General features: G+C 74.2%; 5 protein-coding genes and 3 pseudogenes. 4 read left to right on the top strand and 4 right to left on the bottom strand.

All coding sequences use genetic code 11. The features are described from left to right. Window positions 1–99 precede the first annotated feature (99 nt). From ACWGR4_RS46570 to ACWGR4_RS46560, 3 genes and pseudogenes are all read left to right on the top strand, one after another. Window positions 100–3,446 (top strand): annotated as a pseudogene (locus ACWGR4_RS46570) (type I polyketide synthase); the annotation flags it as partial. Between the two features lie 30 nt (window positions 3,447–3,476). Continuing rightward, window positions 3,477–3,899: pseudogene (locus ACWGR4_RS46565) on the top strand (polyketide synthase dehydratase domain-containing protein); the annotation flags it as partial. Between the two features lie 30 nt (window positions 3,900–3,929). After that, window positions 3,930–4,439, top strand: coding sequence for an acyl carrier protein (locus ACWGR4_RS46560; protein ID WP_452134334.1), 510 nt, complete (start codon window positions 3,930–3,932; stop codon window positions 4,437–4,439). 74 nt (window positions 4,440–4,513) lie between these two features. On the opposite strand, the pseudogene ACWGR4_RS46555 reads toward ACWGR4_RS46560, so the two are convergent. Together ACWGR4_RS46555 and ACWGR4_RS46550 are read right to left on the bottom strand one after the other, a co-directional pair. Next, window positions 4,514–12,151, bottom strand: a pseudogene (locus ACWGR4_RS46555) (SDR family NAD(P)-dependent oxidoreductase); the annotation flags it as partial. A gap of 248 nt (window positions 12,152–12,399) precedes the next feature. Beyond that, on the bottom strand, window positions 12,400–13,170 hold the full coding sequence (locus tag ACWGR4_RS46550; RefSeq protein WP_452133141.1) for a TetR/AcrR family transcriptional regulator: 771 nt from the start codon (window positions 13,168–13,170) through the stop codon (window positions 12,400–12,402). Window positions 13,171–13,317: 147 nt separating this feature from the next. Here ACWGR4_RS46550 and ACWGR4_RS46545 point away from each other — a divergent pair, with 147 nt between their 5' ends. Continuing rightward, window positions 13,318–13,764: a DUF1707 SHOCT-like domain-containing protein gene (locus ACWGR4_RS46545; RefSeq protein WP_380002277.1), complete on the top strand. Its 447-nt coding sequence runs from the start codon at window positions 13,318–13,320 to the stop codon at window positions 13,762–13,764. A gap of 35 nt (window positions 13,765–13,799) precedes the next feature. Here the strand turns inward: ACWGR4_RS46545 and ACWGR4_RS46540 are convergent, their stop codons facing one another. Then, window positions 13,800–14,342: an N-acetyltransferase family protein gene (locus ACWGR4_RS46540; RefSeq protein WP_452133140.1), complete on the bottom strand. Its 543-nt coding sequence runs from the start codon at window positions 14,340–14,342 to the stop codon at window positions 13,800–13,802. A gap of 124 nt (window positions 14,343–14,466) precedes the next feature. Then, the gene (locus ACWGR4_RS46535; RefSeq protein WP_380002275.1) at window positions 14,467–14,691 is read right to left on the bottom strand and encodes a hypothetical protein; all 225 of its coding nucleotides are present in this window, start codon (window positions 14,689–14,691) and stop codon (window positions 14,467–14,469) included. Between the last annotated feature and the right edge of the window lie 381 nt (window positions 14,692–15,072).

The raw sequence follows: 15,072 nt of genomic DNA, 5'->3' as shown, positions 1-15,072 counted from the left end.
GACCCATCGGTGCTCACCCCGGTGCTGGCCGAACTCGACGGCCTGGAAGCCGCGTTCGATCGGGTCGCCGACGAGGACCCGCAGGTCCGGGCCCGGGTCGTGCTGCGCATGCGGCGTTTCGTCGAACGGCTCGGCGCCCTCGATCGGGACGACACCGCGACCCCCGACGGAGCCGGAGTCGAGGACGCCTCCGACGACGAACTGTTCGCGCTGCTCGACCACCATCTCGAAGCCCCCGGGCAGACCCCGAAAGGTGACCACTCATGAGCGGCGGCGAAGACCGACTTCGGGACTACCTCAAGCGCGCGACCGTCGACCTCCAGCGGGCCCGCGCCCGCATCGCCGAGTTGGAGCGACCACCCGAGCCGATCGCCGTGATCGGCATGGCCTGCCGCTACCCCGGCGGCGTGCGCTCGCCCGAGGACCTGTGGCGGCTGGTCGCCGACGGGGTGGACGCGGTGAGCGGCTTCCCGAACGATCGGGGCTGGGCGGTGGACGAGCTTTACCACCCCGATCCCGAACACCGGGGCACCAGTTATACGCGCGAGGGCGGATTCCTGGCCGGCGCGGGCGAGTTCGACGCCGGCTTCTTCGGGATCTCGCCGCACGAGGCGCTGGTCATGGACCCGCAGCAGCGGCTGCTCCTGGAGACCTCCTGGGAGGCGTTCGAACGGGCCGGGATCGATCGGCGTGCCCTGAAAGGCAGTTCGACCGGAGTCTTCGTCGGCGGCACCCCCAGCGGCTACGGCTTCGGGGTCGAGCGCCTGCCGGACGGGGTCGAGGGATATGCGCTCACCGGCGGGGTCGGCAGCGCGATGTCGGGCCGGGTGTCCTACGTGCTCGGCCTCGAAGGCCCGTCGGTGACCGTGGACACCGCGTGTTCGTCCGCGCTGGTGGCGCTGCACCTCGCCGTGCAGGCGCTGCGCGGCGGCGAGTGCACGATGGCCCTCGCGGGCGGCGCGAGCGTGATCGTGAACCCGGCCGTCTTCGTCGAGTTCAGCCGGCAGGGCGTGTTGTCCGCCGACGGCCGGTGCAAGTCGTTCGCCGCCGCGGCCGACGGTACCGGGTGGGCCGAGGGGGTCGGGATGCTCCTGGTCGAACGGCTGAGCGACGCGCGGCGCAGGGGGCACCCGGTACTGGCCGTGGTGCGCGGCAGCGCGGTCAACCAGGACGGCGCGAGCAACGGCCTCACCGCCCCCAACGGCCCCGCGCAACGACGAGTGATCGAGGGGGCGTTGGCGAACGCGGGCCTGGCCCCCGCCGACATCGACGCGGTGGAGGCGCACGGTACCGGCACCCGGCTCGGCGACCCGATCGAGGCCCGGGCGCTGATCGCCACGTACGGCGGCGGCCGGGACCCCGAACGGCCGCTGTGGATCGGCTCGGTGAAATCCAACATCGGGCACACCGCCGCCGCCGCGGGCGCCGCCGGGGTCATCAAGATGGTGATGGCGATGCGCCACGGCGTGCTGCCCGGGACGTTGCACGTGGATGCGCCGACCCCGCACGTCGACTGGACCGCGGGCGCCGTCGAAGTACTCGCCGAGGCCAGGAGTTGGCCCGGCGACGGAACACCGCGCCGCGCCGGCGTGTCGTCCTTCGGGATCAGTGGTACCAATGCGCATCTGATCCTCGAACAGGCCCCCGAGGCGGCCCCGGTCGCCGACGGGGAAAAGAGGTCCGGCGCACCGGTGTTGACCGACCCCGCCGTGCTGCCGTTCGTCCTGTCCGCGGACAGCCCCGAGGGCCTGCGGGCCCAAGCCGCGCGGCTGGCCGCCCACCTGGACACCGACGTCGGCCGGGACGCCACGCCGGCCGACCTAGCCCACTCCCTGCACGTCACCCGATCCGCCCTGGACCACCGCGCCGTGATCCGGGTCGGCGACCGCGACCGACTCCGGAAGGCGCTGGCGGGCCTCGCCGCCGGCACCCCGACCGCCGCGGTGACCCGGGGCCAGGCCCGATACGGCGAACGTGTCGTGTTCGTCTTCCCCGGCCAAGGCTCCGAGTGGGTCCGGATGGCGGCCGAACTGCTGGACCACGCACCGGTGTTCGCCGCGCAGATCGCGGCGTGTCAGCAGGCCCTCGCCCCGCACGTGGACTGCTCCCTCGAAGAGTGGTTGCGCGCCGACGCCGACACCGCGCAGGAGTGGTTGACCCGCATCGACGTACTGCCGGTGGTGTTGTGGGCGGTGATGATCGCCCTGGCCGAACTGTGGCGCGCCTGCGGTGTCGAACCCGCCGCCGTGGTGGGCCACTCGCAGGGGGAGATCGCCGCCGCCTATATCGCGGGCGCCCTGACCCTGGCCGACTCCGCGAAGATCGTCGCCCTGCGCAGCCGAACCGTCGCGGCACTGGCCGGCCGCGGCGGCGTGCTCTCCGTCGGTGAACCCGCCGCCCGGGTCGCCACACGGTTGGCACGGTGGCCCGGCCGGTTGTCGATCGCCGTGCTCAACGGCCCCGTCTCCACCGGGGTCTCCGGCGACACCGCCGCCCTGGCCGAACTCTCCGCGGAATACACGGCCGAGGGCATCCGCCACTGGCGCATTCCCACCACCTACGCCTCGCACAGCCCCCAGGTGGAGGAGATCCGCGATCGGCTGGTCGATGTCCTCGCCGGGATCCAACCGCGCCCGGCCCGCATCCCGTTCCACTCGACGGTCACCGCCGGCCGGCACGACACCACCGACCTCGACGCCGACTACTGGTACCGCAACCTGCGGCAGACCGTGCGCTTCGAGGAGACCGTGCGCAACCTGGTCGACGCCGGACACACCGCCTTCGTCGAGATCAGCCCGAATCCCCTGTTGGTCCCGGTCGTCGAGCAGATGCTGGACGCAACGGACCGCACCGCCGTCGTGCTCGGCACACTGCGCCACGGCCGGTCGGACATGGCCCGATTCCTCGGCTCGCTCGCCGAAGCCCACGTGCACGGGCTGCCGGTCGCGTGGAACGCGGTCCTGGGCGCCGACTTCGGCCGGCGGGTGCCGCTGCCGACCTATGCGTTCCGACACCGGCACTACTGGCTGGAGCCCGGCGGCGGCCGGGCCGGCGCGGACGAGGTCGGGCTCGCCCCCGTCGACCATCCGCTGCTGCGCGCCGGCACCACCTTGTCCGACCTCGGCCGGTCGGTGCTGACCGGGTCGATCTCGGCGCGTACGCACCCCTGGGTTGCGGAACACGCCGTCGGCGACACCGCCGTGCTGCCCGCAACGGCCCTGGTGGAGCTGGCGATCCGGGCGGCCGACGAGGTGGGCTGTGGCCGCGTCGACGACCTCGACCTCGACGCACCGCTGATCCTGCCGCCGACGGGTGGTGTACGGCTACAGGTCGTGGTGGGCCCGGCGGACGACACCGGCCGTCGCGAACTCACCGTGCACTCCCGCCCGGTGGGCAACGGGTCCGCGGACGAGGGGGGTTGGCAGCTCCATGCCTCCGCCGTACTCGATCCGCGCGGCGCCGCCGCGGACTTCGACCTCACCACCTGGCCGCCGGCCGGTGCCGTCGCGGTGGACACCGATGCCGTCCGGGACCGGGCTCGGGCCGTCGGCTGGGCGTACGGGCCTGCCTTCCAGGGCCCGGAGCAGGTCTGGCGGGTGGGCGAGGAGGTGTACGCGGAGGTCGCGCTGGGAGAGCGGGAGCGCGCCGAGGCCGGGCGCTACGGCCTGCATCCGGTGCTGCTCGACCTCGCGCTCCAGGCGTACGACCGGGCCGACTCGGGTGATGCGCACGACGGGGTTTTGCTGCCGTGGGTCTGGCACGGCGTCTCGCTGCACGCCTCGGGAGCGCGGCGGCTGCGGGTGCGGCTCGTGCCTCGGGGCGCGGACGCGGTCACCGTGCTGGTGGCCGACGCCACGGGTGCTCCGGTGTTGCGTGCCGAGTCCGTCGAACTGCGCCGGGTCCGGGTCCAACGGGCGATCGGCGCCGATGTGCAGCGTGGCCCCGCCCGGGGACCGGCTCGGAGGGTGGCGGTCGACGACGCGACGGGCTCGGGGCCCTCGCTCGGGCGGCGGTTGTCCGGACTGTCCGCGGCGGACCGCGAGGACGTCCTCGTCGACCTGGTCCGCGCGCAGGCCGCCGCGGTCCTGGGCCACGGGTCGGCGGGCGCGGTGGATCCGGACCGGGCCTTCCGCGACCTCGGCTTCGAGTCCGTCACCGCCGTGGAACTGCGCAACCGCCTCACCGCCGACACCGGACTGCGGCTGCCCGCGACGCTGGTCTTCGACTACCCCACGTCCGTCGACCTGGCGCGTCGGCTGCTTGCGGATCTGGCTCCCGAACCGGCCGAGGCGCCGCCTTCCGGCCCGGCGGCGCCGGACCCATCGGGCGTCGGCGGCACGCCCGCCCACGACCGCACCGAGGAGGCGGTGGCGTCGATCGCAGAGATGGACGCCGACGAACTCGTGCGCCTCGCCCTCGACGGCCTCGACGAGGTCTGACGGCGGGGCCGGCCTCTCGGGGTCGGCCCCGCCGGGTCGTCATCCCGCGAGCGCGGGCGGAGTACGGCGCGACGTCACCCGGATGCGCCCAGCCAGTACGGCTCGCGTTGGAACGGGTAGGTCGGCAGGTCGATCCGGCGGGCGGGTACGTCCCGGAACAGCGCGGCGGGGTCCGGGGCGGCGCCGGCCGTGTACAACCGGGCCACCGCCAACGCCGCCGCACGAGAAGCGGGCAGTGTGTCCGACAGCAGGTACACCGTGCCCGGCCGGTCCCGGCCGGGGGCGCCGAGCACCACGACGAGGTCGGTGTCGAGTGTCCCGGTCGCGGCGTCGGACCCCTCGCCCGAGGCGCCGGCGCTGCCCACCACGCCTGCGCCGCCGACCGCACCGGCGAGCAGCGCGGCGGCGTCGATCCGCGTGCCGCCGTCCGCCGCCAGGACCGGAACGCGCGGTGGCGCGACCGCGCGGTCGTTCGGGTCGGCGCTGCCCCGGGCGGCCACGGCGGCGGCCTGACGCAGGGTCAGGATGCCGCCGAGATGGGCGGCGGCGAGCCGGCCCGCGCCGCGCCCGGAGATGGCGTCCGGGCGCAGTCCCAGGCCCTCCAGGAGCCGGTACGCGGCGACATGTGCCGCGAACGCGGCGGCGCCGGCGTGTGGTTCGGCGTCCTTGCCCGGTGTGGGCAGCGGTCGATCCAGGTGGGGGGCGAGGGCGTGGGCGGCCTCGTCCCAGGCGTGCGCGTAGGCCGGGAACGCCGCGTAGAACTCGGCCTCGGCGGCGGCGGAGCGTTCCTCGGCGCCGGGCAGCAGTGCCACCAGGCGGGCGTCGTCGCCGGCGGCCCGGCCGGTAAGCACGGCGGGATGCGCGGTGCCGGCGGCCAACGCGGCCAGGGCGTCGAGGAGTTCGGCCCGCTCGGTCACCGGGATCGCGGCGCGTTGCTCGAACACGGTTCGGGTGGTGGCCAGCGACCGGGCCACCTCGGCCGGGGTGACGGTGTCCGGGCCGGACGCCAGGTGCTCGCGCAGCCGGCGGGCCTGTGCGGCGAGCGCGGGTGCGGTGCGGGCCGACAGCAGGCACGGCGGCGAGGACGATCCGGCGTCGGGTACCGGCGTCGTGGGCTCCTCGGGCGGCTGCTCCAGGATGAAGTGCACCTTGGTGCCGTTGCCGCCGAACGACGATACCCCGGCGCGGCGCGGCCGTCCGGTCTCCGGCCAGGGCATCGCCCGGTGGGGCAGCGCGATGCCGCTGTGCTCCCAATCGATGTCGGGCAGCGGTTCGGCGGCGTGCAACGCCTCGGGTACGACGCCGTGTCGCATCGCCAGGATCGTCTTGATCACGCCGACCACCCCCGACGCGGCGTGGGGGTGGCCGATGTTGGCCTTGACGCTGCCCACCCACAGGGGCCGGTCGGCGGGACGGTGCCGGCCGTACGCGTCGATGATCGCCTCGGCCTCGACGGCGTCGCCGAGCGGCGTACCGGTGCCGTGCGCCTCGATCACGTCGATGTCGGCCGGGCCGAGTCCCGCCTCGGCGAGCGCCAGTTGCATTACCCGGCTCTGCGACGGGCCGTGCGGTGCGGTCAGCCCGTTGCCGGCGCCGTTGTGGTTCAGCGCCGAGCCGCGGATCACCGCGAGTTCCGGGTGCCCACGGCGGCGGGCCTCGGAGCGGCGTTCGACGATCAGTACGCCGGCGCCCTCGCCCCACCCGGTGCCGTCGGCGGCGGCCGAGAACGACTTGCACCGGCCGTCGGGCGCGATGCCGCCGAGGTTGTCGAAGGCGGCCGGGAAGGCCAGTACGGTCACCCCGCCGACCACCGCGGAGTCACACTCGCCGCGCCGCAGCGCCTGGCAGGCCAGGTGCAGGGCGACACCGGAGGACGAACATCCGGTGTCGACGGTGAGCGTGGGCCCCTCCAGACCGAACGTGTAGGCCACCCGGGCGCAGGCGAACGTCGGGCCGGAGCCGGAGGACACATAGGGCAGGCTCGCCGGCGGAACCGCCCCCGGGTCGGAGACATAGTTCTGGTAGAAGGTGCCCAGGTAGGCGCCGACGCGGCCGGCGTCCACCCGCCGGGGGTCTTGCCCCGCGCGCTCCCACGCCTCCCACGCCAGTTCCAACAACAACCGCTGCTGGGGGTCGATCACCAACGCCTCGTCCGGCCCGATGTCGAAGAACGCCGGGTCGAAGCCCGAGGCGCCGGTGATGAACCCGCCCTCGGGCAGCAGGCCGACGCCGGGCATGGCGTTGATCAGGGCGGCGAACCGGTCCCGATTCCAGCCGCGGTCGTCCGGTGCGGGCCCGATCGCGTCGCCGCCGGCCGCCAGCAACTCCCAGAGCGCTTCCGGTGATTCGATGCCGCCGGGGAGTCGGCAGCTCATCCCGACGACGACCACCGGATCGTCCTCGCCGACCGGCTCGGCGCGACGGCGCGCGGCGCCGACAGGGGCGGGTTCGTCCGTATCCCCGGTGAGTCGGGTGCGCAGGTGTCGGGCGACGGCGCCGGGGGTGGGGTGGTCGTAGATCAGGCCGACCGGCAGGCGCAGTCCGGTACCGGCGGCCAGCCGGTTGCGCAGGTCGACGGCGTTGAGCGAGTCGAAGCCCAGTTCGCGGAAGGGCCGCCCCGGGCCGACCGCGTCGCCGTCGGCGTGGCCGAGGACGGCGGCGGCCTGGGCGCGGACGAGGTCGAGCAGGATCCGGGTGCGCTCGGCGGGCGGCTCGGCGGCCAGTCGGGCGGTGAGGTCCCCGCCGTCGCTCACGCCCGTGCCCGCGCCGACGGCTCGGCGCAGCGGGGCGCGGATCAGGCCGCGGTACAGCGGCGGCGGGGCGCTGCCGGCGAGTCGGCGGGCGAAGGTGTCGAGGTTGATCCGCAGCGGTACGAACAGCGCGGTGTCGGTGCGCAGCGCGGCGTCGACGACGGCCATGCCCTCCGCGGTCGACAGGGCCAGGACCCCGGCATCGGCCATGCGCTCCCGGTCGGCGCTCGACATGCGGCGGGTCAACTCGCTCAGCTCCGCCCACGGGCCCCAGGCCAGCGAGGTGGCGGGCAGGCCGTGCGCGCGGCGGCGGGCGGCCAGGGCGTCCAGGAAGGTGTTGGCGGCGGCGTAGTTGGCCTGCCCGGGGGTGCCGAGTACGCCGGCGGCCGAGGAGTAGAGCACGAACGCGGCCAGGGGCGCGTCGCGGGTGAGTTCGTCGAGGTGCACGGCGGCGTCCACCTTGGGGCGGAAGACGGCGGCCAGGCGCTCGGGGGTCAGCGCGTCCACGACGGTGTCGTCGACGGCCGCCGCGGTGTGCACGACGGCGGTGAGGGGGTGCTCGGCGGGGATGGCGGCCAGGACGGCGGCGAGCGCGTCCCGGTCGGCGGCGTCGCACGCGGCGATGGTGACGTGGGCGCCGGACTCGCGCAGCGTGGCCGCCAGTTCGTCGGCGCCGGGGGCGTTCGGGCCGCGTCGGCTGAGCAGGGCCAGGTGCCGGATGCCGTGTCGGGACACCAGGTGGCGGGCCACGAGTCCGCCGAGGGTGCCGGTGCCCCCGGTGATCAGCACGGTGCCGTTCGGGTCGAGCGGGGTGTCTTCGGGCGCGGGTGCCGTGGCGGCCCGACCGAGCCGGGGCGCGCGAAGCGTGCCGTCGCGGACGACCAGCCGGGGTTCGTCGACGGCCAGGGCGGTGCGGAGCAGATCGGCGGGGAGCGCGGCGGCGGGGTCGGCGTCGGTGTTCGCGTCGCCGTCGAGCAGCAGCAGGCGCCCGGGGTGCTCCGCGGCGGCTGAGCCGACGAGTCCCCACAGGGGCGCGAGATCCGGGTCCGGGATCTCGCCCGTGTGCACGGCGACCGCGGTTCGGGTGAGCAACACGAGCCGGCTGTCGGCGAGTCGGTCGTCGCGCAGGAACGCCTGTACGCTCGCCAGGACGGCGCGGGTGGTGGCCTCGGGGCCGCCGTCGCCGGTCGGGATCGGGACGACGACGACGTCCGGGACGGGGGCGCCCGCGGCGACGGCGGCGCTCAGCTCGCCCTGGTCGCGGTGTACCCGAACCTCGGCGCCGGCGGTGCGCAGCGCGGCGGACAGGCCGACGTGGTCGGGGACTTCGGTGAGCAGCGCCCACCCCGTCGGTGCGTCGTCCGGTGTCGCGGTCACCGGTGCCCACTCGACGCCGAACAGCAGGTCGGGCGGGAGCGACGTCGCCGGATCGGCCGCGGCGACCCGCTCGAAGGCCACCGGGCCGAGGTCGGCGAGGGGTTGCCCGGCGGCGTCGGCGAGCGTCGCGGTGACCGTGCCGTCGGCGCCGGGACGAAGGCTGACGCGAGCGGTGTCGGCACCGATGGCGTGTACGGCGACCCGCCCGAGCGAGGTGGGCAGCAGGTCGTGGCCGCTGCCGTCGTCCGGGGTCGGTCGGGCGAGCCGCCAGGCCCGGAGCGCGGCGTCGAGCAGTGCGGGATGGATGCGGTAGCCCCGTACCTCGCGGGCGTCGGCGTCGAGCGCCACATCGGCGAACACCTCGTCCCCGCGCCGCCACAACCCGCGGATCACCGCCGCGTCGGACGCGCCCTCCAGGTCGGGCGGTACGAGCGCGTCGGCGTCGCGCGGCGGCCACTCGTGCTCCGCCGCGACCGGAGGCGGCGCCGGTTCGGCGAGGACGGCGCCGGCGTACCGGACCCAGCGGCCGTCCCCGACGTCGGGGTGGCGGGCGTGCACGGTGAGCGTACGGGCAGCGACGGTCACCTGGATCCGGGTGGCCCCCGTCGGGGACACCACCAACGGTCGGTCCAGGGTCAACGCCGCCACCGCGCCGCGCACTTCGTCGGCGGCGCGCACCGCCAACTCCGCCAACGTCCCCGCGCCGAGCGTGGGGATGCCGCGCGGATCGGGTCGCACACACGGGTCGAGGGCGCCGACGGCGCCGGTCAGGACGATCTCGTCGCGCTCGGCCGACTCCAGCACGGCACCGAGGATCGCATGCTCGGCGGCCTCCAGTCCGAGTGCGGCCGGCTCGCCGGCCGGGCCGCCCGGCAGCAGCCAGTAGCGGGTGCCCTGGAACGGGTAGGTGGGCAACTCCACGTCCGCCGTGTCGACTTCGGCGAACAGCGGACCGAGGTCCACCCGCGTGCCACGCACCGCCGCCTCGGCCAACGAGGTACGAAACCGCAGCAGGGAATCGTCGTCGCGGCGCAGCGTCGCGACGGCGACGGCATCCGCCTCGGTGCTCTCGATGCACTCCTCGACGGCCGCCGTGAGCACCGGATGCGGCCCCATCTCGACGAACACACCGTGTCCGTGTTGCTGGAGCAGTGCCCGCACACCCTGCTCCAGCAACACGGGCCGGCGCAGATTGCGATACCAGTAGTCGGCGTTCAGATGTGTGGTGTCGATCCAGTCGCCGGTGACGGTGGACCACATCGGCACCTCGCCGTCGCGGGGCGCGATGTCCGCGAGTTCGGCGATCAGTTGCTCGCGGACCGCCTCGACCTGTGGCGAGTGCGAGGCGTAGTCGGCCGGGATGCGGCGCACCCGCACACCGTCGGCCTCGCAGGCCCGGACGAAGGCGTCGAGCCGGTCCGGCAGGCCGGAAACCACGGTGGAACGAGGGCCGTTGTGGGCGGCGACGGACAGTTCGGTACCGGTGTCGGCGATCCGGGCCGAGACCTCGTCGGCGGACAGGGCGACCGAGGCCATCGCGCCGCGACCGGCCAGCGCGGCCACGGCCCGGCTGCGTAGCGCGACGACCTTGGCGCCGTCGGCCAGGGACAGCGCGCCGGCGACGCAAGCCGCGGCGATCTCGCCCTGGGAGTGGCCGAGTACGGCGGCCGGCCGCACACCGTGGTCCTGCCACAGCCGGGCGAGGGAGACCATGACCGCCCACAGCGCCGGCTGCACGAGGTCGACCCGGGCGAGCGCGGCCTCGTCGTCCAGGATCCGACCGAGCGGCCGGTCCAGCCACGGTGCCAGGGCTTCCTCGCACGCGACCAAGTGGGCGGCGAACGCCGGACATTCGTCGCGCAGTCGGGTCGCCATCCCGGCCCACTGGGAGCCCTGACCGGGGAAGACGAAGACCACCTTGCCGCGGACGGTGGCCGCCCCCTCGACCAACAGCGGTGACACGGCGCCGGATTCGAGCGCGCGCAGCGGCTCGAAGGCCCCGTCGAGGTCGTCGACCAGGACCACCGCCCGGTGCTCGAACGTGGCTCGGCGACGGGCCAGTGCGGCGCCGACCGCGACGGGGTCCGGCCGGGGATCACACGCGCACCACTTGGCCAGTTGCCCCGCGCGGGCCCGCAGCGCCTGCGGGGTGGCCGCCGACAACAACCACGGCACCGGCCCGCTGTTCAGCGGACCGTCGGGCCGCCGCTCGCGGGATACGGCCGGCGGCGGATCGTCGGCGGGGTCGGCCTGTTCGAGCACGACGTGCGCGTTGGTGCCGCTGACCCCGAACGAGGAAACCGCGGCGCGGCGCGGCCGGTCGGTGTGCGGCCACGGGTGGGCCTCGTCGGCGAGCCGGACGTCGCCGGCCGACCAGTCGATGTGCGGCGAGGGCGCGTCGATGTGCAGGGTGCGCGGTACCTGCCCGTGGCGCAGCGCCAGGACGGCCTTGATCACCCCGGCGACCCCCGCCGCGCCCTGGGCGTGGCCGATGTTGGACTTGACCGACCCGAGCCACAACGGCCGTTGCGGATCGCGTCCCTGCCCGTAGGTGGCCAGCAGGGCCTGTGCCTCGATCGGGTCGCCCAGTGTGGTGCCGGTGCCGTGTGCCTCGACGAGGTCGATCTGATCGGGTGTCAGTCCGGCGTCGGCGAGGGCGGCCTGGATCACCCGCTGCTGGGACGGGCCGTTGGGCGCGGTCAGTCCGTTCGACGCGCCGTCCTGGTTGACCGCCGAACCGCGCAGCACGGCCAGCACCCGGCGGCCGTTGCGGCGGGCGTCCGACAGCCGCTCCACCAGCAACAGGCCCGCGCCCTCTGCCCACGTGGTCCCGTCGGCCGCGGCGGCGAAGGGTTTGCAGCGGTTGTTCGGGGCGAGCAGGGCCTGGTCGCCGAAGCCGTGGAAGATGGCGGGGGAGGCCATCACGGTCACCCCGCCGGCCAGGGCCAGCGAACATTCACCGGAGCGCAGCGCCCGAACCGCCAGGTGTAGTGCCACGAGCGAGGAGGAGCAGGCGGTGTCCACCGTGACCGCGGGGCCCTCCAGGCCGTAGACGTAGGAGAGCCGGCCCGAGAGCACGCTGCTGGACGCGCCGCTGAGCAGGTAGGTGGCCACGCCCTCGGGTACCTCGGCGACGCCGTTGCCGTAGTTGCTGACCGTGGCGCCGACGAAGACGCCGGTGGAGCTGTGCTTGAGCGAGGCGGGCACGATGCCGGCGTTCTCCAGGACCTCCCAGGAGGTCTCCAGGAGCAGTCGTTGCTGGGGGTCCATCGCCAGCGCCTCGCGGGGCGAGATGCCGAAGACGGAGGCGTCGAAGAGGTCCGCGCGGTCGAGGAATCCGCCCTGGAGGTGCGGGCCGATGCCGAGCCCGGCCGCGGCGAATTCGAGCAACTGCCGCTCCCAGCCGCGATCGTCGGGCGGATCGCCGATGGTGTCGACGCCGTCGACGAGCACCCGCCACAGGTCCCGGGGGGAGGACACCGACCCGGGCAGGCGGCAGCCCATCCCGACAATCGCGATCGGCTCGCCGGCGGCGGCGGTCAGTTCCGCGTTGTGCGCACGCAGCCGTTCGTTCTGCGTCAGAGCCGCCCGAAGCGCCTCGACGAGCCGATCGGAAGGGGCATTTGCACGCGGGGATGTGGCACTCACGCCGAACTCCGCTCGTCGCAGCGACAAGCCGGCACCGGCACCGGCCCCGGCGGAGGATCACAACAGAACCGCCCTCAACCTAAAGCCCCGTCCCCCGAATCCCGACCCCACCTTCCGGCCCCCCGACCCCTGCCCACCCGGCCCCAACCCCTCACGCCCTCCCCGACCCCACCCCTGCCCGCCGGTCACGGTCGGGGAATGCCGGCCAGGCCCCGGATGAAGATGTCGAGGCCGAATTCGATCCTGGCCTCGCGGTCCCCGCTGATCAGGTGCGGCATGAGCGCGACCAGGGTCGGGAAACGTTCCGGCGGTAGCGCGGCGATCACCTCGCCGAGATACGCCTGCGCCATCGCCATCGGATTCTCGCCCTCCTCGGCGCGCGACAGGTACAGCGCCGCCTCGAACACGTCGGCCGATATGTAGAGCTGAAGCACGTCCAGCACCCACGCACTCGCCTGCTCCGGCACGCCGCCGCCGCGCATGACAGCCAGCAGCCCCTCGCTGATCCGCAGGGCGTTGGGCCCCGACGGGATCGCGGCCAGCGCCGCGCGACCCAGGTCGTTGTGCGAGGCCAGGACGCGGCGGAAGTCCAGGACGACGTCCTTGAGTTGCTCCTGCCAGCGAACGGGGTCCGGCATCGGGATCCGCACCTCGCCGAGCACGTGGTCCAGGACCAGTTCGAGCAACTCCTCCTTGCCCGAAACGTGGACGTACAACGATGCCGGCCCGGTCTGCAATTGTTCCGCGACCCGGCGCATGCTCACCGCGTCCAGCCCGCCGGCGTCGAGCACGGTCAGCGCGGCGGCGACGATCGAGTCCCGGCTCAACGGCGGTCGTACCGGCCCCGCACGACGCCGCCGCCACGGGGGCGCGGGCAGGTCCGGTACGTCCGCGCCGGCGGATTCCGGTTGCCGGTCGCCGTTGGCGGGAGGCTCGGTCCGCGACGTTTTCGCCATGTGATGCCCGTCCTGCGTCGATCGAGGGTTGCGATCAGCGTAGTTGACCCGAACACTGGCAGATGAAGGAACGTCGTTCGTTGTAACGAACGTCATTCGTAAAGGAGTTGCCATGCACTCGGACATCACCGGCACGGGAGCCACTCGATGACATACGACATCGGCGTCGCGGTCCGCGAGGACGACCGCGACGCCGCGGCGGACCTGCTCGCCGAGCACTACGCCCTCGGCACGCTGGACAAGGACACCCTGGAGGCCCGACTGAGCGACGTGCTCACCGCCGCCACGACCACTCAACTGTCCGTGGCGACGGCCGACTTGCCCGCGCTGCGGCCAGGCCCTACCCCGCCGTCGCGGACCACCCGACGGCGGGACGAACGTCCGGACCGCACCGACTCCCGACACCCGGCCCGGTCCCACCACGTTCCCGGCCGGCATCGAGGCGGCCGCAAGTACGCCTTGGCCGCCCTGCTGGTCGTCGTACTGTGCCTGGCCGTCGACGACCCCACGGCCCGAATCCTCGTCGCCGTCCTCGTGGCGACTGCCCTCACCCGAAAGCTGCACCACCACCGGCACCACCACCGGCGGGCCTGACCACCGACGGCGGTCGCGAGGTATGCGTCGGCCGGCTACGCGCGGTCTCGCAACACCTTGCGGAACAGGATGCCCACGCCGCCCTCGAAGGTGACTCCGGGGATCTCGAAGTCTCGGGTCTCCTCGTGGAATCCCATGCGGGCGTGCAGTGCGATGGAGACGCGGTTCCGCGCGTTGCAGAAGTACCGGGCCTCGGCGGCGTGGGCTTCGATCCAGTCCAGACGGGATCGGGTCAAACTCATTCCCACCCCGAGCCGGCGGGCGTCGGGATCGACCACGACGCCCGCCAGGTAGTAGCCGGTCGGCGCGGTCGCGGCGTCCAGCCGGACCACGCGCCCGTACCCGACCACGCCGCGATCGGCGCCGATCGCGACCGGAAAGCACCCGGTGGGCTGCCGCAACCACCCGCGAACGAGGGCTTCGAAGTCGCCCACGCCGGCGCCGTCGCCCGCGTACCGCCGGGCCAGGACGGCGCATTGCTCGACGTCGGCCACGGTCGCCTGGCGCACCGATATCGGCATGGCGGGTGGTTGCCGGGACCGGCCTTCGGGGGTCTCGAAGTCCGCGAACTCCGGCATTGCTCGACCTCTTCTCGCGATCCGGACGTGAAATGTACGGGGAAGTGTACGGCGTCACGGATTCTGCCGGTCGGGCGTGGTTGTTCGGTCGCCGATCCGGCCCGTTCCGGCGGTGTCGGGGTCGTCAGTCGGTTGGGGCGATGTCGGGGGTGGGGCGCTCGCCTGTCGTGACGGCGGACTTGCCGCCGATGGCCGACATGCACGCGGGGCACAGGAGGTCGGACAGGGCGTCGTCGACCGCCGCGGTGGTGTGGTCCGGCAGACCGACCCCGCACGCGGCGGTACGGAAGTGCGCGACGGCGTGCCACCAGCGGGTGTCCTTGCTTTCCACTGCTCGCAGGATGTGCATGACAACCTCCTGGGTGTCGGATCATCGGCCGTCGTCCATGCAACTACCGCCGCTCGCCGGCCGCACCCGCACCGCGGCGGCGAGCCCGGCCGCAGAGCCGGGCAGGCGGGACACCGCCCGGGACCGGCGTACATCCACCGATGTCGGCCGAACGAGTGCTGCGAGGCCGGACACGCGGGCCGCCCTCGTCGTGCCCGGGTGCGTCCGGGCGGCTCGGTATCGCGCCGGGACGGTCGGGTGGCGACGCAGTCGATTCCCGACGGTTTTCCCGGCGTCCCCGGCTTGTTTTGGCCGCCACCCGGCCACAGGAATTCAACCGTCGGGGCGGAACGGTCTTCTCGGCAATTCCGGCGCCGCGTGATATGCGAAAAGGGCGGGGCG

This window comes from Embleya sp. NPDC055664, from assembly GCF_053618075.1.
Note: the sequence above shows the minus strand (reverse complement) of the source record. Positions and strands in the feature narration are given on the sequence as shown.